This is a genomic window from Streptomyces sp. NPDC005070 (assembly GCF_053600395.1).
In genome coordinates this window covers 18,947-38,508 of sequence record NZ_JBSFZS010000060.1, presented here as the reverse complement: position 1 = coordinate 38,508, position 19,562 = coordinate 18,947, and the positions used below count along the sequence as shown (strand labels likewise).

The following is a 19,562-nucleotide window of genomic DNA, read 5'->3' as shown; positions in this document are numbered from 1 at the left end:
CTGCATATAACAAGGGACGGCGAAACGGCGGACGCCGCGAGGCCCTCCTTGCCCTGAAGTTATCGATGAAAGGAAATCCGGTGGCACAGAAGGTTCAGGTCCTTCTTGTCGACGACCTCGACGGTGGCGAGGCGGACGAGACCGTGACGTTCGCGCTGGACGGCAAGACGTACGAAATCGATCTCACGACCGCCAATGCGGACAAGCTCCGTGGCCTTCTCGACGCCTACGTCAAGGGTGGCCGTCGTACCGGAGGCCGTGCTTCGGGCGGACGCGGAAAGGCCCGTGTCGCTGCCGGCGGCGGCAGCCAGGACACCGCGCAGATCCGCGCCTGGGCGAAGGAGAACGGCCTGGAGGTCAACGACCGCGGCCGTGTTCCCGCGTCCATTCGCGAGGCCTACGAGAAGGCCAACGGCTGAGCGCACGCTCGCCGCAGCCTTACGCGGTGGCAGTGTGTCGCCATCGTCTGCACGAGCCGTACGAGATCGGGGGCGCCCCCAACGCCCCCGCAGACGGCCCCGTCGCCCAGCGCCGACAGCGTAGGCAACGCCGGTTCCACCGCGCGGCCGGGCTCCGGGGGCCGCAGCCAGCGGGCGGCCCCTCGTGGGCCACTCCCCGTTTCCGGACCGGCCGTGGGCGGGGGAGCCTCGACGCTTCCGCCCGCGCCGACCGCCGTGAGGTCGAGCGCGAGAGCGCCCCACTCCAGCCAGTCGAGCAGCCCCGGCAGCTCCTCCGCGCTCCCCGCGGCCACCAGCAGCCGCATCCGCTCCCCGTGCAGAGCCACCGGGGACGCGGGACCCAGATGCCGCAGCGCCGGGAATCCCGCCTCCGCCGGCACCTCCAGGACATCGAAGCGCAGCCCCGTGACCAGCCGTACCGGCGTCCCGGGCACTGCCGCCCAGCCCAGTTCGTTCTCGTACCACTGGCACACCGGATCGACGGGAGCACCCGGATCGGACGGCCGACGGGGGACAGGGACGGTGGGAACCATGCAAGAAGCAACAGCCGGAAGACCCCCGGAGTTACGCTGGGCATTTCCGTGAACACGCAGAGTTCCTGAAAATGGGGCGTGCGGGAGCGTTCTGCCGGGCATTGATGTTCGCCCGTAGCGGAGGGAACCGGTGCGCGCGGCATGGACTGTCCGTGCGCACGGGTAAGACATGCCTAGTGGGAGAGGCGACACGCAGGGCTCGGGCATCTCACGTTCGCCATCGGCGTACAGCGGGAGAGGGTATCTGCCTGGCCTGCGGGAACATCGTCTCGCACCATCAGGTTGGAGCAGATGTCGGCGTTCGGGGTCAGGAGGCCAAGGACGGTGTCGGCAGTTGGAATGAGCGGTCCCCGCTTGCGGGACTAAGCTGCGGAAGGACAGGGAGGGGAGCGTCCCCTTACTGCCTGACCGCTCTGAGGAGCGATTAACGATGTTCGAGAGGTTCACCGACCGCGCGCGGCGGGTTGTCGTCCTGGCTCAGGAAGAAGCCCGGATGCTCAACCACAACTACATCGGCACCGAGCACATCCTCCTGGGCCTGATCCACGAGGGTGAGGGTGTCGCCGCTAAGGCCCTGGAGAGCCTCGGGATTTCGCTCGAGGCGGTCCGCCAGCAGGTGGAGGAGATCATCGGGCAGGGGCAGCAGGCCCCGTCCGGGCACATCCCCTTCACCCCCCGTGCCAAGAAGGTCCTGGAGCTCTCGCTCCGCGAGGCCCTTCAGCTGGGCCACAACTACATCGGCACGGAGCACATCCTGCTCGGCCTGATCCGTGAGGGCGAGGGTGTCGCCGCCCAGGTCCTGGTCAAGCTGGGCGCAGACCTCAACCGGGTGCGGCAGCAGGTGATCCAGCTCCTGTCCGGTTACCAGGGCAAGGAGACCGCCGGCGCCAGTGGCGGTCCTGCCGAGGGCACTCCCTCCACGTCCCTGGTCCTCGACCAGTTCGGCCGGAACCTCACCCAGGCCGCTCGTGAGTCCAAGCTCGACCCGGTCATCGGGCGCGAGAAGGAGATCGAGCGGGTCATGCAGGTGCTGTCCCGCCGTACGAAGAACAACCCGGTGCTCATCGGCGAGCCCGGCGTCGGCAAGACCGCCGTCGTCGAGGGCCTCGCCCAGGCCATCGTCAAGGGCGAGGTGCCCGAGACCCTCAAGGACAAGCACCTCTACACCCTCGACCTCGGCGCGCTGGTCGCCGGCTCCCGCTACCGCGGTGACTTCGAGGAGCGCCTGAAGAAGGTCCTCAAGGAGATCCGCACCCGCGGCGACATCATCCTGTTCATCGACGAGCTGCACACGCTGGTCGGTGCGGGTGCCGCCGAGGGCGCCATCGACGCCGCTTCGATCCTGAAGCCCATGCTGGCCCGCGGTGAGCTCCAGACCATCGGCGCGACCACGCTGGACGAGTACCGCAAGCACCTCGAGAAGGACGCGGCCCTCGAGCGCCGCTTCCAGCCGATCCAGGTGGCGGAGCCTTCCCTCCCCCACACGATCGAGATCCTCAAGGGTCTGCGCGACCGGTACGAGGCCCACCACCGTGTGTCCATCACCGACGAGGCCCTGGTGCAGGCGGCGACGCTCGCCGACCGGTACATCTCGGACCGCTTCCTGCCCGACAAGGCGATCGACCTGATCGACGAGGCGGGCTCCCGGATGCGTATCCGCCGGATGACCGCGCCGCCGGACCTCCGCGAGTTCGACGAGAAGATCGCGGGTGTGCGCCGCGACAAGGAGTCGGCCATCGACTCCCAGGACTTCGAGAAGGCGGCTTCCCTCCGCGACAAGGAGAAGCAGCTCCTGGCGGCGAAGGCCAAGCGCGAGAAGGAGTGGAAGGCCGGCGACATGGACGTCGTGGCCGAGGTCGACGGCGAGCTCATCGCCGAGGTCCTGGCCACCGCCACCGGCATCCCGGTCTTCAAGCTGACCGAGGAGGAGTCCTCGCGTCTGCTGCGCATGGAGGACGAGCTCCACAAGCGGGTCATCGGCCAGAAGGACGCCATCAAGGCGCTCTCGCAGGCGATCCGCCGTACGCGAGCGGGTCTGAAGGACCCGAAGCGTCCCGGTGGTTCCTTCATCTTCGCCGGCCCCTCGGGTGTCGGTAAGACGGAGCTGTCGAAGACCCTCGCGGAGTTCCTCTTCGGCGACGAGGACGCGCTGATCTCCCTCGACATGTCGGAGTTCAGCGAGAAGCACACGGTCTCGCGTCTCTTCGGTTCGCCCCCCGGCTACGTGGGCTACGAAGAGGGTGGCCAGCTCACCGAGAAGGTCCGCCGCAAGCCGTTCTCCGTCGTCCTCTTCGACGAGGTCGAGAAGGCCCACCCGGACATCTTCAACTCGCTGCTGCAGATCCTGGAGGACGGTCGTCTGACCGACTCCCAGGGCCGGGTCGTGGACTTCAAGAACACGGTCATCATCATGACGACCAACCTCGGCACCCGGGACATCTCCAAGGGCTTCAACCTCGGCTTCGCGGCCGTGGGCGACGTCAAGACGAACTACGACCGGATGAAGGCCAAGGTCAACGAGGAGCTGAAGCAGCACTTCCGCCCCGAGTTCCTGAACCGTGTCGACGACACGGTGGTCTTCCACCAGCTCACCGAGGAAGACATCATCCAGATCGTCGACCTCATGATCGCCAAGGTCGACGAGCGTCTGAAGGACCGGGACATGGGCATCGAGCTCAGCCCGACCGCCAAGTCGCTCCTCGCGAAGAAGGGCTACGACCCCGTCCTGGGCGCCCGGCCGCTGCGCCGGACCATCCAGCGCGAGATCGAGGACATCCTCTCGGAGAAGATCCTCTTCGGCGAGCTCCGTCCCGGCCACATCGTGGTCGTCGACACGGAGGGCGAGGGCGACACCAAGGCCTTCACCTTCCGGGGTGAGGAGAAGTCGGCGCTCCCCGACGTCCCGCCGATCGAGCAGGCCGCCGGCGGTGCCGGTCCCAACCTGAGCAAGGAGGCGTGACCTCCGGGTCCGCCTGAAAAGGGGCTGCCCCGGGACTTCGGTCCCGGGGCAGCCCCTTTTCCCCGTCCGGGAGGAGTCCCGGAACGCGGCGGGGAGGAGTCACAGAACGTTATGGGTGATGGTTGTCGTGTGTTCGCCCGGCAACTGATCCGCGAGCCGTTCCGGCACCGTGCCGGTGTCCGAATTGAGGACGAAATCGACCGTCCGCAGATTCGGCAGCAGGGCTCTCAGCACGGAGAGGTCCTCGTTCCCCGCCGGTTTCCGCAGCTCCAGGTGCTCGACCGAGGGGAGCGGCGGCGCCGATGCGAAGGATTCCAGGGCGGTCCGGTGGATCCGCAGCTCCCTGAGGCCCGGCAGCGCCGTGGCCTCGGACCAGTCGTCCGGGCCGAGCTCCCCGGGCACCCGGCTCAGCCACAGGGTGTGCAGCGACCGCCAGTGGCTCAGCCCCCGCAGCCCGGTCTCCCGCAGGACGTCCAGTCCGAAGGAGAGGACCTCCAGTGGCGCGTCGGGGGGCAGCGCTCCGCTCAGGGACGGGCCCGCCAGCCGGTGCCCCACGTTCAGCTCACGCAGGGACGTCAGCGCGGTCAGACCGTCGGGCGGCGGGGTCCGTGCCTGGTGGGACAGCATCGACAGTGTCCGCAGGGGCAGCTCCCCGAGAGGCGCGAAGCTGTCGACCTCCGTGCACTGGTCGAGGCTGAGCTGTTCCAGCCGCGGCTGGGCGGTCAGGAAGTCCAGCTCCCGCAGACGGCTGTTGTACCGCAGTGCCAGATGGGTCACCCGGTCGGGCGGAAGGCAGGAGCGCAGCTCCGCCGAGCCGATGTCCCCGACGATCTGCAGCCTGGGCCGGCCGCCCAGTTCGCGCAGCACACCGAGCTGGGCGGCCGAGTGCGCGGTGAAGTACAGGCCCGCCGGGTCCAGTGCGGCGATGACCTCGGACCCGTAACGCTCGGTGTCGAACCGGTGCCATGCCCAGGTGAGCTGGGCCCGCACGGCAAGGGCCGGGTGGGAACGGAAGCGCGCTAGTACGGGCAGGGCCGCGTCGGTGCCGATCAGGGAGGCGGTGATGACCACGCCCCGGGCCTCGGCGTCGGTCAGCCCCTCCGGTCCGGGCAGCAGTTCCAGGACGAGGGGGCCGGCCTCGGCCAGGGCGCGGGCCTCCGTCGACGTCCTCGGCGGGATGAGCGTGGCCGCGTCGCCCTCCACGGCGGCCCGCACCTCGGGCGCGAGCTGCGTGGCGTGCTCCAGCGAGGCGAGGGCGAGCAGCCGTACACGGGTCGCCGCCGCGCCGTCGAGCCGTGCCGCGGCGCCGGTCATGGAGCCGAGCAGTTCGGCCCGTTCGCGGGGCCGGGCGTGGGCGACGGCCATCCGGACCACGTCGGCCCACTGGGACTCCCCGGCGTTGCGCACCAGGAGTCCGAAGTCCCCGTCCTCCACGGCGGCCTTGGCGCCCAGGTAGTCCTGGAAGGTGCGATGGACGAACTCCACGGTTCCCGGGGCGGGTTCACGCAGGAGGCCGCTGCGCACGACGAGGTGGCGCAGGATCCGCGCGGCGTCGCCCTGCCCGGCGGCGGCCGGGAGCGAGGGCAGGACGTCGGCGACGATGCGTTCGGCGCGCTCCCGGTCCATCTCCGACCGGTTGTTGCGGATGAGCCAGTAGGCGAGCCGTTGCAGAAGCTGGATCTGCGGGAGTTCGGTGAGGTGGACGCCGTCGTGACCGCCTCCGGTGACGAACATGTCGCGCTCCTCGTCACGGCGCGAGAGCAGCATAGAGAGCGCGGCGTCGTACAACTCCTGTCTGCCGTGCGGCAGATAGCCCCGCCGGTCACGGTGCAGCGCGCAGATCAGGCCGCACATCAGGGGGTTGGTGGCCAGGCGGCCGAGGTCCGGTTTGGTGCGTACGGCGTCGAGGAGGGAACGCTCGTAGCCGTCGAGGCGGTCCGTGTCGGTGGCGTCCAGGCGTGCCGCGGCGTGCCAGCGGCGGATGAAGGCGGCCACGTCGTCGCCGGTCATGGGGGAGAGGACGAGTTCGGTGAACCCGTCGGGGGTGAGCCAGTCCTCGCGTACGGCCGAGGGGCGGGAGGTGACGAGCCACTGGTTGCCGGGGTAGGCGTCGAGGAGCTCGCGCAGCCAGCGGCGGGTGTGTTCGCGGTCACGCTCGGGAATCTCGTCGAGTCCGTCGACGAGCAGCAGGCCGCGGCCGTGGCGGAGCACTCTGTCGCTCCAGCCGTCCGGCTGGGTCGCGTGGAAGGGGATCCGGACCGCGGACAGGAACGCGTCGGGGGCGGGCAGGCCGTCGGGACGGCGGACGAGGGTGCGCAGCGGGAGGACGAAGGGGACGCGGTCGCCCCGCTCCCCGCGCGCCGCGGTCACCGCCAGCCACTGCACGAGCGTGGTCTTGCCGGAGCCAGCCACGCCGCGCAGGAGGACGAGGTCCTGTTCCGCGAGGGCCTGTTCGGCCGGCAGCGAGGCGCCGGGGGCGGCGATGCTCACGCCCTCCGGGGCCGCGGTCTCCTCGTCCCCCAGGGGGCGCAGGGCCTGGAGGCTGAGGTAGGCGGCGTCCAGCGGCCAGCGTTCCGGGGAGTTGACGAGGTCGATGCCGTAGATGGTGAGGTGGCCGTGCCGGGTGGCGACATGGGCGAGATAGCGCTGCTCGAAGGCCTGGTCGGTGCCGCCCGTCGTGGGGGTGCGGGCGATCAGCTCGTCCACCTTGGCGATGAGCTCGCGCTGTCTGCGGCTCTGCTCCACGAGGGTGCGGGGGACAAACGTCGAGCGCTGGGTGAAGAAGTGCAGGATGTGGAGGCAGGCGGTGTCGAGGAGCCCCTCGTAGAACAGGGTCGCGTCGAAGGACAGGTCCCGTCCGGGGTCTCCGGCGGCCGCGCGCAGCCGCACGGCGAGCGCCCGGTGGCCGAGCTCCACCGCCTGGACGTCCGTCATGGTGAGGTCGCCCAGGGCGTGCAGCGTCCGGCCGAGGGCATGGACGACGGCCTGTTCCTCGTCGGCGGGGAAAGGGCGCTCCCCGCCCTGCAGGGCCCGTCCGACCAGGGCGGCCGAGAGGCCGGCCAGTTCCCTCTCTCCCACGACCCGTTTCTCGCCCTTGAAGGAGACGAGCGCCGAGAGCCGTACGGGCTTGTCCACGAGCCCCGCTCCCGGCCCCTCGGCCACGAAGAGCTTCCTGACCAGCGGCGCGGCCACGCTCGAGGCCAGGCGCGTGCCGACGGTTACTGGGTCCATGACGTTCCCCCGGAGAGCGTTGGGCCGGAAGGACAACCGTATGTTCCGGCAGCCGATCGGCGCAGCACCGCCGCAGGGTGCCCGTGAAGGGTCCGGCGACGCCCCAAGGCCCTTGAAAACAGGGGCAGGCGGCGTAGCCCGCGTCACATTCCGGGGGGCCTGGAGGCGGGGCCCCGGTGACATGACGCACAGGCGGTTTGTCCGGTACTAGGGCGAATAGTGGATATGCGAAAACGGACAAAAAGGACCTTTGGCCCGGGGTGGGGAGGACTGTCGGCAGGCCGCCCCGACGGGTGGGCCATGGGCACGTTTGGCAAGGGATGTGCAGGCCTGAAGTGGGGTTAAACCCTGTTTTACGGGCCAAAGGGACAAGATCCCTCGCCGGATGTCCGAGGTGTCAAGGTTCGGGAAGTTTTGGGATGAAGTACTACTTCGCACCGTAGATGGGGGGTTTGAGTGCGGGTGGGGGCGCGGGTTACCAATGAATGGCCCACACGGCACCAGGCAGTCCGCCGGAGTGGTTGTTCAGTCCCTTGTCCCCGTCTCCACGAGGTTTTCATGTCGAAGCGCGTCACGTCCCGCAAGTCCCTTACGTCCATGGCTCGCACTCGGGCGGCCGTTCTGACCGTCGGTCTGGGCGCCTCGGCCGTGCTGGGCGCAGGGGTCGCGACCGCCGCCGAAACGGGCGTCAGCAGCAGCGCCACCGTCACCGCGGCCAACGCCGTTCACACCCAGGCCGCCGCTCAGGCCAAGGCCGCCGTCGCGAAGAAGGCCGCCGTCACCAAGGCGGCCGTCGCGAAGAAGGCCGCGGCGAAGAAGAAGGCCGCCTCCTGGGTCGACCCGGTCGCGAAGTACTCCCTGTCCGCCAGCTTCAACCAGGCCGGCGGCATGTGGGCCCACAAGCACTCCGGCCAGGACTTCGCCGTGCCGCAGGGCACCAACGTCATGGCCGCCCACGGCGGCACCGTCGTCAAGGCGGGCGGCAACGGCGCCGGTGACGGTCCGGCGTACGGCAACGCCATCGTGATCAAGCACGCCAACGGCACGTACTCGCAGTACGCCCACCTGTCGCGCATCGACGTGCACATCGGTCAGGTCGTCTCCACCGGTCAGCACATAGCCCTGTCCGGCAACACCGGTAACTCCAGCGGCCCGCACCTGCACTTCGAGATCCGTACGACCCCCAACTACGGTTCGGCCGTCAACCCCGTGACGTTCCTCCACAACATGGGCGTCAAGGTCTGACCCGCCTGACGGGCGCCGAGCTCCGGCGCTAAGCGGCCCCGCCCCCGTGGGCCTGTGTCACCAGATCGATCGCGACCTCCAGGACAGCCTTGCGCTTGTCCTCGGGGTCGCCTTCGACTTCCTTGAGCACGAACATTCCGGCGTGCATCGTGAAGAGCGCGCTGATGCAGCGGACCTGGTCGGTCAGCGGCGCCTCGGGCTCCTTGATGATCTCCAGCATGCTGATCATGCGGTCCTTGAAGGTCTCGCCGATGCTCAGCTCGCGTACCGTCGCCTGGTTCTCCTGCATGAAGCGGAAGAGCGGTGACGCGCCGCCCAGGGCCTCGCTGTAGCGGCGCAGCACCTCCTGCTTGGTCTCCAGGCTGTGCGGCTGCTGCCTGCCCCATTCGATCAGCTCGTCGAGCGGCCGCGTCAGATCCTGGAAGAGGCTGATCAGGATCTCTTCCTTGGTCTTGAAGTGGTAGTAGAGTGCCGCTTTCGTGACGTCCAGGTGCTCGGCGATCTCGCGCAGCGAGGTCTTCTCGTAGCCGTGCTCGGAGAAGAGTTCGAGGGCTACGTCCTGGATGCGCTGCCGAGTGTCGCCTCGGCGCTGCCGCTTGATGCCGTCCATGGTGCCGCCCATCCTCGTCTTCCTCGCGCTCCTTGGAAACTTACCTGTCGACCGGCAGGTAAAACTAGCCCTACTTACTTGACGCCCGGCTAGTTAGAGGGCTATTTTCCCGGATGTGATGAGCTTGCCGGTCGGCAAGTAAGTAGCCGGTCCGACGGCAGAGGTACATAGGGGAGTGGGAACGATGGCGGACACGACGAAGGCGGCCGAACCAGCCGCCGAGCAGACCGGGAAACCGGCCGAGGGCGAGAAGCGGCAGCGCAGCGTGCGCGTGGTCCTGCTCGCGCTGATGCTCACGATGATGCTGGCGATGCTCGACAACATGATCGTCGGCACGGCCATGCCGACCATCGTGGGTGAGCTCGGCGGACTCGAACACCTTTCCTGGGTGGTGACGGCGTACACCCTCGCCACCGCGGCCTCCACCCCGATCTGGGGCAAGCTCGGCGACATGTACGGCCGCAAGGGCTCCTTCATGTCGTCGATCGTGATCTTCCTGATCGGCTCCGCGCTGAGCGGCATGGCCCAGAACATGGGTGAGCTGATCGGATTCCGGGCCATTCAGGGTCTCGGCGCCGGCGGTCTCATGGTCGGTGTCATGGCGATCATCGGTGACCTGATCCCGCCCCGTGAGCGCGGCAAGTACCAGGGCATGATGGCCGGCATCATGGCGCTGGCGATGATCGGCGGTCCGCTGATCGGCGGCACCATCACCGACAACTGGGGCTGGCGCTGGTCCTTCTACATCAACCTGCCGCTCGGCGCGGTCGCGCTCGCCGCGATCAGCATCGTCCTGCACCTGCCGAAGAAGCGGTCCGAGACGCGCATCGACTACCTCGGTGCCGCGCTGCTGACCATCGGCATCACCTCCATCGTCCTCGTCACCACCTGGGGCGGCACGGAGTACGCCTGGTCGTCCGCGCGGATCATGGAGCTCATCGGCCTCGGCGTCGCCGCGCTGGTCGGGTTCGTCTTCTGGCAGACCAAGGCCGCCGAGCCGATCGTGCCGCTGCACATCTTCCGCAGCCGCAACTTCACCCTCATGTCGATCATCGGGTTCGTCACCGGCTTCGCCATGTTCGGCGCCACGCTGTTCCTGCCGCTCTACCAGCAGGCGGTACAGGGCGCGTCCGCGACCAACTCCGGTCTGCTCCTGCTGCCCATGCTCGGCGCGATGCTCGTGACGTCGATGGTCGCCGGCCGGGTCACCACCGCCACCGGCCGCTACAAGATCTTCCCCGTCATCGGCGGTGTGCTGATGGTGATCGGCCTCTACCTGCTGTCGACGATGGACACGGACACCACCCGTTTCATGTCCGGCGTCGACATGGCCGTCCTCGGTCTGGGCATGGGCTGCCTGATGCAGGTCACCATGCTGGTGGCGCAGAACAGCGTGGAGATGAAGGACATGGGCGTCGCGTCCTCCTCCACCACCCTGTTCCGTACGCTCGGCTCGTCGTTCGGTGTCGCCATCATGGGCGCGCTGTTCAACAACCGCGTCAAGGACGTCATGGCCGAGAAGGCCGGCGCACTGGGCTCGAAGATCACCGAGCAGTCCCCGCAGCTCGACGCGGCGAGCCTGGCGAAGCTGCCGGCGGCGGCGCGCGAGGCCTACCAGCACGCGGTGTCGGCCGGTACGCATTCGGCCTTCCTGCTGGGCGCGTCGGTGGCCGTGATCGTGATGATCTCGTCGGTGTTCGTCAAGGAGGTCGCCCTCAAGGGGGCGGGCGCGCCCAAGCCCGGCGAGGGTGGCACGCCGGACGACGCACCCCAGGTCCAGCTCCCCGAGCCGGTCTGACCTGATCGCGGGGCCTGCCCTCCCGGCCCCTGGACTCCTCACACAGAAGGCCCCCGGCGTTGTCCGCCCCGGGGGCCTTCTCCCGTGCACGGAGCCGGTCGTCCGCCGAGGCGGCGACAGGCCTCGTGACCGCGGTGTCTACTTCCCGGACATCGGCAGCACCGGGTAGCTCCCGGTGCTCGTCGGCGCGTGCTCCGGCAGCCACAGCACCGCGACAGCGCCCTCGGCGGGCACGCCTTCCGGAGCCCCGGCGGGCCGGACGTTGCGGAAGGTCAGCCGTGCGCCGAGCACCCGGGCCTGACCCGCGGCGATGGTGAGGCCGAGCCCGTGGCCGTCGCCCGCGCGGTCGGTGCTGCCGGTCCGGAACCGGCTCGGCCCCTCGGCGAGAAGCTTCTCGGGGAAACCCGGGCCGTGGTCGCGGACGCGGATGACCCGGCCCTCGACCGTGACCTCGATCGGCGGCCTGCCGTGCCGGGCCGCGTTCGCCAGCAGGTTGAGCAGGACACGCTCCAGCCGGCGCGGATCCGTCGTGACCTCCGACTCGTGCACCACCCGCACCTCGACGTCCGCCCCCCTGGCGGCGATCCGCCGGGCCACGAACTCGCCGAGCATGATGTCCTGCAGCTCGGCCCGTTCGGAGGCCCCGTCGAGCCGGGCGACCTCCAGGACGTCCTCGACGAGCGTGCGCATGGCCTGCGCACGGTCCCGTACGAGCTCGGTGGGCCGCCCGGGCGGCAGGAGTTCGGCCGCCGTGAGCAGCCCGGTCACCGGAGTACGCAGTTCATGGGCGATGTCGGCGGTCACCCGGCGCTCGGCCTCGAGACGCTGCTGGAGCGCGTCGGCCATGGCGTCCACGGCCCGCGCCAGATCATCGGTCTCGTCGAGCACGACACCGCCGATCGCATCCCGCACCCGGACGTCCGGCTCGCCCTTGGCGACCCGGTTCGCCGCGGCCGCCGCCTTGCGCAGCCGCCGCGAGAGCTGCCCGCCGATCAGCACGCCGAGAGCGCTGCCGCCGAGGACGACCGCGATCGAGCCGATGATCAGCGCCTGGTCGAGATCCTTCATCACGTCCGCGTTGCGGTCCGTGAAGCGCTCGTGCCAGGACAGCACCTGGCCGTTCCTGAGCGGGACGGCGGCCCAGATGTCCGGCACGCCGTTCGAGCTGTCGGAGACGTAGGTCGCCCGCCGCCCCTCCGAGACCTTCGCGATCAGGTCCGCCGGAATGGAGGGGTCGTCTATCTTGGCGCCGAACGGCGGCGGCCGGCCCGGCCCGTACATGCGCTCGGCGAGCTGGATGCGCTCGTCGGCGAGGTCGCGCGAGTTGTCCAGCATCGAGACGCGGGCCGCGTTGTGCACGACCAGGCTCAGCGCGACGGCGACCAGCGCGCCGACCAGGGCGATCGCCGTGCTGAGCTTCCAGCGGATGCCCGTACGGATACTCGTACCCGAATCCGCGCACCGGTCGATCCCTATGCCGATGCCCCGGCCGCCGGCCCTGCCCGGTCTCCGGCCCCCGCCGAGAACATCGTCCCCGTCGGCATCCGCTCCGTCGCGCGCACCCGTGCCCACGCCACCCCCCGCTTCCGCCCGCCCGCCCGGAACCGGAACCCGCCCCACGGCCGAAGGCCTCCCCGGAGCGGAGCGCTGAAAAATCCCCCGCATGGCGTGCTCAGGCCTTCAACTTGTAGCCGAAGCCGCGGACCGTCTCGATACGGTCCTGGCCGATCTTCGTACGCAGCCGCTGCACATGGACGTCGACGACCCGGGTGTCCCCGCCCCAGCCGTAGTCCCACACCCGCTCCAGCAGTTTGTCGCGGCTCAGCACCGTCCCCGGCGCGGACGAGAACTCCAGCAGCAGCCGCATCTCGGTGGGCGTCAGCGCCACCGGCGTACCGCCCCGGGTCACCTCCATGCCCTCCGTGTCGACCTCCAGCTCACCGAAGACGAGCACCCCGCCCTCCACCGGCGCACCGCCGTCGGCCGCCGCGCCCGCGCCGCCGCTCGCGTGCCCGAACCGGCGCAGCACCGCGCGGATCCGGGCGACCAGCACGGCACCGTCGAACGGCTTGGTCACATAGTCGTCGGCGCCGGCCTCCAGACCGAGCACGACGTCGATCGAGTCGGCGCGCGCGGACAGCATGATGACCGGCACGGTCGACTCGTCGCGGATACGGCGGCACAGCGACACACCGTCGAGCCCGGGGACCATCACGTCCAGCAGGGCGATGTCGGGACGGTCGGCGCGGAACGCCTCCAGGCCCGAGAGTCCGTCGGGCATGGCCGTGACCGCGAAGCCGTCGCGCTCCAGGGCGAGTTGTGTGGCCTCGCGGATGACGTCGTCGTCCTCGACGAACAGGACGTGGGTCTGCTCTGCCATCCGGCTGCTCCGCGTTCTCAGTTCGCGTCCGGGGCGGGCGAGGAGGAGCCGCCCACCGCGTTGCTGTAGTCGTTGTGGATCCTGGACTGTTCGACGAAGCGCGCCGAGGTCCAGCGGTAGGTGATCACTTCTTCGCTCGACGGGTACGACACCGGGTCGCCCTTCTCGTAGAGCTGCTGGGTGACCACGAGATCACCCCGGTCGATCTCGGCGTAGACCGGAGGCTCCTCGGCCTTGAAGACGTTCTCGTACCGGCCGTTCTTCTCGCGATAGACGTAACTGCCGACACCCACGGCGTCCGCACAGGTCATCACGTTGATCACGATGTCGTTCGAGGCCCCGCCGGTCAGGTCGCCGTACGACGTGTCGACCGGGTACTCGTCGCCGACACACGGCTTCAGGTCGCGCTTGACCGCCGCGCTGACCTCCGGATCGGCCTTGACGAGCTTGACCGCGTCCACGCGCTTCGGGGCCTTGGACGGAGTGCCGGAGACGACGGGCTTGATGCTGCCCTTGGCCACCGCGTCGTTGCCCGCCGGCCCTTCGTCGCGGGCACCGGTGCCGCCGGTGGCGCACGCGGTGACGAAAAGGCCGAGGGCGGCGAGCCCGGCCGCCGCCGAACTCCCCGCCGTCAGGGCCGTTCTGGCCCGGGCTCCTACGCCGCGCAACGCTCCCGCTCCTCACGTTCGAGCGCGCGTGCGTCCAGGTCGCGGCTCTCCAGCTCCTCACGGAGCCGGGCCAGCGCCCGGTGCAGCGTGCTCTTGACCGTTCCGGCCGACATGCCGAGCGCGGCGGCCGTCTCCTCCGTGGACATCTGCTCCCAGTGTCGCAGCACCACGACACTGCGCTGCTTGGGTGCCAGCACCTTCATGATGTCCATCAGCAGCGCGCGGTCCGCGTGCTGCTCGGTGGCGTCCTCCACGGACGCGTCCGGCAGTTGCTCGGTGGGCACCTCTTCGAGTTTGCGGGCCCGCCACCACTCGGTCCGCGTATTGATCATCACCCGGCGCAGATAGGCGTCGGCGAGACGCTTGTCCGCGATGCCCTCCCAGCGGCCGTACGTCCGCACGAGCGCCGTCTGGAGCAGGTCCTGGGCGTCGACCGGATCGGGGACCAGGCGGCGGGCGCTGCGCAGCAGCGCGTCCTGCCGGGTTCGGACGTACTCCTCGAATTCGAGCACCTCGCCCTGCGCCATGATCAACCGCCTCCGTCCCCGTTTCCGGCCTGCCCGCTGCCGGTTGTCCGTTGCCTGCGTACCGCCGCCGCCTCTGGTGGGACGGCGCTTCCTCGGTACGGCACTGAAGCTACGGAGGGGTTGTCACGGGGTTGTCCGAGACAGCCTGCGGCCAGCACTCGGCTGTCCGTCGGTTGTGTAACGGCTGTAGGTACGGGGTAGGGGAAGGTGGCTCTATGTCATGGTTGAACCGGTTATGGCGTCTGTCTCAGGTGAGGGGCAGCCGATACAGACCGCCGGGGAGCGGTTCGACCAGTCCGTCGGCCACGAGCCCGTCGAGGGCGCGGCCCCGCTGCACCGGCTCGTCCCACACCCGGTCCAGCGCGGTCTGCGGGACCGGCACATGCGCCTCCCGCAGGACGGCCAGCAGCTTGCCGCGCACCTGGCGGTCCGTGCCCGCGTACGTCTGGCCCTTGCGCGGCGGCCCGTCGTGCTCGGGCTTGCCGGCCAGCCGCCAGGCACACTGCGCGGCGATCGGGCAGCGGTGACAGGTCTCGTTCTTCGCCGTGCAGACCAGCGCGCCGAGCTCCATCGAGGCGGCGGCCCAGCGCGCCGCCGTGCTCTCGCTCTCGGGCAGCAGGGCGCGGGCGAGCCTGCGCTCGGCGGCCGTGGTGGCGTTCGGCGGGTACTGCACGCCGGTGACGGCCCGGGCGAAGACCCTGCGGACGTTCGTGTCCAGGACGGGATGGCGCTGGCCGTACGCGAACGACGCGACCGCCGCCGCCGTGTACTCCCCGATGCCGGGCAGTGCCAGCAACTGCGCGTGATCCGTCGGTACGTCGCCGCCGTGCCGTTCCGTTATGGCCACCGCGGCGCCGTGCAGCCGCAGGGCGCGGCGCGGATAGCCGAGCCGCCCCCAGGCCCGGACCGCCTCCCCGGGCGCGTCCTTCGCCAGATCGGCGGGGCGCGGCCAGCGCGCCAGCCACTGCTCGTACACGGGCAGGACGCGGTTGACGGGGGTCTGCTGGAGCATGAACTCGCTGACCATCACCGCCCAGGGGCCGGCATCGGGATGCCGCCAGGGCAGATCGCGGGCGTGCTCGTCGAACCAGGCGATGACGGGGGTGTGGAGGTCCTCGCCGGGGGCGTGCCGGGTGGGCCCGGTGGGCTTGGTGGGTGCAGTCATGGCAAGGTCGATCCTGCCATGCGGCAGTGACGATGCGGGGACGACGCCGGGGGCGGGCGGTGGTGAAAGACCGCACCCGGTGACCGCCACGGCGCCGGAACGGATGTCCGCCGGGATGATGATCCGGAAAAGTTGGTACGGGGGCGGCGGGTGGGGCCTGCGGCGCCCCCGATCTCTCGTACAGTTTGCGCCGTGGGATCTCTGCGCAATCCGGTCGGGCCGCTACCCTCCACCATCTACTGGCGTCGGAGGGCCGTTCTGCTGTCCGTACTAGGGCTGTTGGCGATCCTCACCGTCTGGGTGGTCGGCACCGGAGGCGGCGGAAACAACGGCGCCGGTGGTTCGAACGGCAAGAACCCCGTGTCCTCGATCACGCCGGGCCCCTCCGGTTCGGGCCCCGCGATCAGCCAACACCCGGGCGGCCGCGACGAGTCGAGCGGCGGCGGTGACGGCGGCGGGAGCGGAAGCGACAGCGGCGGGGCGTCGGGCGGTGGTTCCGGTGACGGCTCGGGTGACGGTTCGGGCGACGGCTCCACGGGATCCGGCGACAGCGCCGGCGGCGGTTCCGACGACGGGTCCAAGAACGGCGGCGAGGCGGCCGACCGGCTCCCGGCCGGTTCCACCGTCCCCAACTGCACCCCGGCGAACGTCAAGTTGACGCTCAAGAGCCTGCGCAACACCTACGCTCCCGGCGAGCAGCCCGAGATCGAGATCGTCGCCAGGAACAGTTCGGGCAGCGCCTGCAAGGTCGATGTCGGCCCGAAGAACGCGGTTCTGACGATCACTCAGGCGGGCGCCGACGAGGACATCTGGGCCTCGGACGACTGCCCCAAGGACGCCGCGGGCTTCTTCCTGCGTGTTCCGGCCGGCGGCCAGGCCGTCCACACGGTGAAGTGGGACCGCAAGCCCGGCGCCCCCGCGTGCGCCACGCCCCCTCCGGGGTCCGCCCCCGCGGGTACCTACCTGGTCGAGGCGAAGGCCCCCGGGCTGGCGAAGGCGCAGGCGTCGTTCGTCCTGTCCAAGGACTGAGCTGCACCCTCGGCCGACGGGAGCGGGCCCCGGTGAACCCGAGGCCCGGACCGACCGCCCGTGGCCGGGCCGCGGACGCCGTACCGGTCCGCGACGAGGATTCCTGAAGAACTCCCGGACACGGCGCTCCAGGATCTGGACATGACGCTCCAGGATCTGGACGTAACGCCGCAGGACCTAGACGTAACGCTCCAGGATCGAGGACTCCGCGAGACGGGACAGGCCCTCGCGGACGCTGCGGGCCCGCGCCTCGCCCACGCCGTCGACCGTCTGGAGATCGTCCACGCTCGCGGCGAGCAGCTTCTGGAGCCCGCCGAAGTGCTCCACGAGCCGGTCGATGATCGCTCCGGGCAGGCGGGGCACCTTGGCGAGGAGGCGGAAGCCGCGCGGGGAGACCGCGGAGTCGAGTGCCTCGGGCGAGCCCGTGTACCCCAACGCCTTGGCCACCGTGGAGAGTTCGAGCAGCTCGCCGTGGGCGAGCGCGTCCAGCTCGAACAACGCCTCGTCGACCGTGCGGGAACGCTTGGCGGTCGGCTCGGGCACGTAGTCCCGGACGACCAGCTCGCGGTCGGGCTCGACGCCGGCGATCAGCTCGTCGAGCTGGAGGGTCAGCAGCCGTCCGTCCGTGCCCAGTTCCACGACGTACTCGGCGATCTCGGTGGCGATGCGGCGCACCATCTCCAGACGCTGGGCGACCGCGGAGACGTCCCGGACCGTGACGAGGTCCTCGATCTCCAGCGCCGACAGCGTCCCCGCGACCTCGTCGAGACGGAGCTTGTACCGCTCCAGGGTGGCCAGGGCCTGGTTGGCGCGGGAGAGGATCGCGGCGGAGTCCTCCAGCACACGGCGGTGACCGTCCACGTACAGGGCGATCAGCCGCATCGACTGGGAGACCGAGACGACGGGGAAGCCGACCTGCTTGCTCACCCGGTCCGCGGTGCGGTGCCGGGTGCCCGTCTCCTCCGTCGGGATCGTCGGGTCGGGCACGAGCTGCACACCCGCCCGGAGGATTTTGGTGATGTCCTTGTCGAGCACGATGCCGCCGTCGAGCTTGCACAGCTCGCGCAGCCGGGTCGCGGTGAACTCGACATCCAGGACGAATCCACCCGTGCACATCGCTTCGACGGTCTTGTCGGAGCCGAGCACGATGAGTCCGCCCGTGTTGCCCCGGAGGATCCGCTCCAGCCCGTCGCGCAGTGCCGTGCCGGGTGCCACGGCGCTCAGTGAGGCGCGCATCAGGCCATCGGCACCGGAGCTCCCGCCGGACTTTCCGGGAGCTGCTGCCCGGTCGTTGGCTGCCACTGCACTCCTCCGGTCGCAGGTTTTCGGTCGCCCTCGTTTCGTACGGACGGGCGAGACCAGGGCAAAGTCTACCGGCGCTGCTCCTCGTCCCGTGGGGCCTCTCTGCGACGCGAGCGCGGAAGGACACTCAGAGCCGCGCCGATGTCGGCCACTTCCAGGACCTTCATGCCGGCGGGGACCTTGCCCGGATCGGTCGGTACGAGGGCGTGGGTGAAGCCCAGACGATGGGCTTCGGCCAGCCGGCGCTGGACGCCCGTGACCCGCCTGACCTCGCCCGCGAGCCCCACCTCGCCGATCGCGACGAGGTTCTTCGGCAGCGGGACGTCACTGGCGGCGGAGGCCAGCGCCAGGGCGACGGCGAGGTCCGCGGCGGGCTCGGTGAGCTTCACACCGCCGACCGTCGCCGAGTAGATGTCCCGCTTGCCGAGAGCGCTGATCCGGCCGCGCTGCTCCAGGACGGCGAGCATCATCGAGACGCGGGAGGTCTCCAGACCGGAGGTCGTACGGCGCGGGGAGGGGATCTGGGAGTCCACCGTGAGCGCCTGGACCTCGGCGACCAGCGGACGGCGGCCTTCGAGGGTGACGGTCAGACAGGTGCCCGGGACGGGCTCGGCGCGGCGCGTCAGGAAGAGCCCCGACGGGTCGGTGAGCCCCGTGATGCCTTCGTCGTGCAGCTCGAAGCAGCCGACCTCGTCCGTCGTGCCGTAGCGGTTCTTGACCCCTCGGACGAGTCTCAGGCGCGCGTGCCGGTCGCCCTCGAAGGACAGGACGACGTCCACGAGGTGTTCGAGCAGCCGGGGTCCGGCGATCGCGCCGTCCTTGGTGACGTGGCCCACGAGCAGGGTGGACATGCCGCGCTCCTTGGATGCGCGGATGAGCGCGCCCGCCACCTCACGGACCTGGGCCATGCCGCCGGGCGCGCCGTCGATCTCCGGGGAGGCGATGGTCTGGACGGAGTCCAGGATGAGCAGCGACGGCTTCACCGCGTCCAGATGGCCGAGGACGGCCGACAGGTCGGTCTCCGCGGCGAGGTAGAGGTGGTCGTCGATCGCCTTGATGCGGTCCGCGCGCAGCCGCACCTGGCTCGCCGACTCCTCGCCCGTCACATACAGGGTGCGGTGTTCGTCACTCGCCGACTTGGCCGCCACGTCCAGCAGCAGCGTGGACTTGCCGACGCCGGGCTCGCCCGCGACGAGGACGACGGCTCCGGGCACGAGACCGCCGCCGAGGACGCGGTCCAGCTCGGGCACGCCGGTGCTGCGGGCGGTGGCCTGACGGCCGTCGACCTGCCCGATGGGCACCGCGGACGTGGTGACCCGGCCCGGTGCCGTCGTGCGGACGGCGGGCGCGCCGTACTCCTCGACCGTCCCCCATGCCTGGCATTCGGCGCAGCGGCCGAGCCATTTGGCCGTCTGCCAGCCGCACTCGGTGCAGCGGTAGGACGGCCGGTCCTTCGCGGTTTTCGTACGGGCAGCCATGACCGAACCGTAGCCGTAGCCACTGACAACCCGGCACGCGACGGTACGAACCCACCCGCTCCCCGGCTCAGGGCCCGGCACCGGCCCCGGTTCGGCCCTTGCCCTGCCCTGCCCAGTCCCTGCTCCCGCTCCCGCCCCGCTCCCGCCCCCGCTCCTGCTGAACCGTGCCGCGAGCCCCC

15 protein-coding genes are annotated in these 19,562 nt (G+C 70.2%); 5 read left to right on the top strand and 10 right to left on the bottom strand.

Annotation, left to right across the window (positions count from 1 at the left end; genetic code table 11):
• The first annotated feature begins 80 nt into the window (after positions 1 to 80).
• Positions 81 to 419 (top strand): histone-like nucleoid-structuring protein Lsr2, encoded by a 339-nt coding sequence (locus tag ACWEBX_RS21320; RefSeq protein ID WP_451886402.1) that lies wholly within the window; start codon positions 81 to 83, stop codon positions 417 to 419.
• Here ACWEBX_RS21320 and ACWEBX_RS21315 read toward each other — a convergent pair.
• Positions 398 to 991 carry an SCO3374 family protein gene (locus ACWEBX_RS21315; RefSeq protein WP_451886401.1) on the bottom strand — a complete coding sequence of 198 codons (594 nt, stop codon included), beginning with the start codon at positions 989 to 991 and terminating at the stop codon, positions 398 to 400. The two genes, ACWEBX_RS21320 and ACWEBX_RS21315, sit on opposite strands and share 22 nt — an antisense overlap.
• Before the next feature lie 430 nt (positions 992 to 1,421).
• Between ACWEBX_RS21315 and ACWEBX_RS21310 the strand changes: the two genes are divergently transcribed.
• Entirely contained in the window at positions 1,422 to 3,950 is a 2,529-nt protein-coding gene (locus tag ACWEBX_RS21310; RefSeq protein WP_451886400.1) for an ATP-dependent Clp protease ATP-binding subunit, read from the top strand.
• Between the two features lie 99 nt (positions 3,951 to 4,049).
• Here ACWEBX_RS21310 and ACWEBX_RS21305 read toward each other — a convergent pair whose 3' ends face one another.
• Positions 4,050 to 7,181: an NACHT domain-containing protein gene (locus ACWEBX_RS21305; RefSeq protein ID WP_451886399.1), complete on the bottom strand. Its 3,132-nt coding sequence runs from the start codon at positions 7,179 to 7,181 to the stop codon at positions 4,050 to 4,052.
• Between the two features lie 558 nt (positions 7,182 to 7,739).
• Between ACWEBX_RS21305 and ACWEBX_RS21300 the strand changes: the two genes are divergently transcribed.
• Entirely contained in the window at positions 7,740 to 8,426 is a 687-nt protein-coding gene (locus tag ACWEBX_RS21300) for a M23 family metallopeptidase (RefSeq protein ID WP_451886398.1), read from the top strand.
• Between the two features lie 28 nt (positions 8,427 to 8,454).
• Here ACWEBX_RS21300 and ACWEBX_RS21295 read toward each other — a convergent pair whose 3' ends face one another.
• Positions 8,455 to 9,048: a TetR/AcrR family transcriptional regulator gene (locus ACWEBX_RS21295; RefSeq protein ID WP_451886397.1), complete on the bottom strand. Its 594-nt coding sequence runs from the start codon at positions 9,046 to 9,048 to the stop codon at positions 8,455 to 8,457.
• 172 nt (positions 9,049 to 9,220) lie between these two features.
• Here ACWEBX_RS21295 and ACWEBX_RS21290 point away from each other — a divergent pair, with 172 nt between their 5' ends.
• Positions 9,221 to 10,834, top strand: coding sequence for an MDR family MFS transporter (locus ACWEBX_RS21290; RefSeq protein ID WP_451886396.1), 1,614 nt, complete (start codon positions 9,221 to 9,223; stop codon positions 10,832 to 10,834).
• Positions 10,835 to 10,972: 138 nt separating this feature from the next.
• On the opposite strand, the gene cseC is transcribed toward ACWEBX_RS21290, so the two are convergent.
• From cseC to ACWEBX_RS21265, 5 genes are all read right to left on the bottom strand, one after another.
• On the bottom strand, positions 10,973 to 12,499 hold the full coding sequence (gene cseC / locus ACWEBX_RS21285; protein WP_451886395.1) for a two-component system sensor histidine kinase CseC: 1,527 nt from the start codon (positions 12,497 to 12,499) through the stop codon (positions 10,973 to 10,975).
• A gap of 7 nt (positions 12,500 to 12,506) precedes the next feature.
• Positions 12,507 to 13,214, bottom strand: a complete 708-nt coding sequence (gene cseB / locus ACWEBX_RS21280) for a two-component system response regulator CseB (RefSeq protein WP_361684732.1) — start codon at positions 13,212 to 13,214, stop codon at positions 12,507 to 12,509.
• Positions 13,215 to 13,231: 17 nt separating this feature from the next.
• Positions 13,232 to 13,882 carry a hypothetical protein gene (locus ACWEBX_RS21275; protein ID WP_451886394.1) on the bottom strand — a complete coding sequence of 217 codons (651 nt, stop codon included), beginning with the start codon at positions 13,880 to 13,882 and terminating at the stop codon, positions 13,232 to 13,234.
• Positions 13,870 to 14,409 (bottom strand): SigE family RNA polymerase sigma factor, encoded by a 540-nt coding sequence (locus tag ACWEBX_RS21270; RefSeq protein ID WP_355766061.1) that lies wholly within the window; start codon positions 14,407 to 14,409, stop codon positions 13,870 to 13,872. The genes ACWEBX_RS21275 and ACWEBX_RS21270 overlap by 13 nt, the downstream gene beginning before the upstream one ends.
• 247 nt (positions 14,410 to 14,656) lie before the next feature.
• Positions 14,657 to 15,574: an A/G-specific adenine glycosylase gene (locus ACWEBX_RS21265; RefSeq protein ID WP_451886393.1), complete on the bottom strand. Its 918-nt coding sequence runs from the start codon at positions 15,572 to 15,574 to the stop codon at positions 14,657 to 14,659.
• A 192-nt stretch (positions 15,575 to 15,766) separates the two neighbouring features.
• On the opposite strand from ACWEBX_RS21265, the gene ACWEBX_RS21260 reads away from it, so the two are divergent.
• Positions 15,767 to 16,603: a hypothetical protein gene (locus tag ACWEBX_RS21260; RefSeq protein WP_451886392.1), complete on the top strand. Its 837-nt coding sequence runs from the start codon at positions 15,767 to 15,769 to the stop codon at positions 16,601 to 16,603.
• A 177-nt stretch (positions 16,604 to 16,780) separates the two neighbouring features.
• Here ACWEBX_RS21260 and disA read toward each other — a convergent pair whose 3' ends face one another.
• Positions 16,781 to 17,905 carry a DNA integrity scanning diadenylate cyclase DisA gene (gene disA / locus ACWEBX_RS21255; RefSeq protein ID WP_355766069.1) on the bottom strand — a complete coding sequence of 375 codons (1,125 nt, stop codon included), beginning with the start codon at positions 17,903 to 17,905 and terminating at the stop codon, positions 16,781 to 16,783.
• Between the two features lie 68 nt (positions 17,906 to 17,973).
• Positions 17,974 to 19,383: a DNA repair protein RadA gene (radA, locus tag ACWEBX_RS21250; RefSeq protein WP_451886391.1), complete on the bottom strand. Its 1,410-nt coding sequence runs from the start codon at positions 19,381 to 19,383 to the stop codon at positions 17,974 to 17,976.
• Positions 19,384 to 19,562 lie beyond the last annotated feature (179 nt).

Bases quoted from the DNA above. Each gene is read 5' to 3' on its own strand.
- ACWEBX_RS21315 (WP_451886401.1), bottom strand. From the start codon at position 991: ATGGTTCCCACCGTCCCTGTCCCCCGTCGGCCGTCCGATCCGGGTGCT.
- ACWEBX_RS21310 (WP_451886400.1), top strand. From the start codon at position 1,422: ATGTTCGAGAGGTTCACCGACCGCGCGCGGCGGGTTGTCGTCCTGGCT.
- ACWEBX_RS21305 (WP_451886399.1), bottom strand. From the start codon at position 7,181: ATGGACCCAGTAACCGTCGGCACGCGCCTGGCCTCGAGCGTGGCCGCG.
- ACWEBX_RS21300 (WP_451886398.1), top strand. From the start codon at position 7,740: ATGTCGAAGCGCGTCACGTCCCGCAAGTCCCTTACGTCCATGGCTCGC.
- ACWEBX_RS21295 (WP_451886397.1), bottom strand. From the start codon at position 9,048: ATGGGCGGCACCATGGACGGCATCAAGCGGCAGCGCCGAGGCGACACT.
- ACWEBX_RS21290 (WP_451886396.1), top strand. From the start codon at position 9,221: ATGGCGGACACGACGAAGGCGGCCGAACCAGCCGCCGAGCAGACCGGG.
- cseC (WP_451886395.1), bottom strand. From the start codon at position 12,499: ATGCGGGGGATTTTTCAGCGCTCCGCTCCGGGGAGGCCTTCGGCCGTG.
- cseB (WP_361684732.1), bottom strand. From the start codon at position 13,214: ATGGCAGAGCAGACCCACGTCCTGTTCGTCGAGGACGACGACGTCATC.
- ACWEBX_RS21270 (WP_355766061.1), bottom strand. From the start codon at position 14,409: ATGGCGCAGGGCGAGGTGCTCGAATTCGAGGAGTACGTCCGAACCCGG.
- ACWEBX_RS21265 (WP_451886393.1), bottom strand. From the start codon at position 15,574: ATGACTGCACCCACCAAGCCCACCGGGCCCACCCGGCACGCCCCCGGC.
- radA (WP_451886391.1), bottom strand. From the start codon at position 19,383: ATGGCTGCCCGTACGAAAACCGCGAAGGACCGGCCGTCCTACCGCTGC.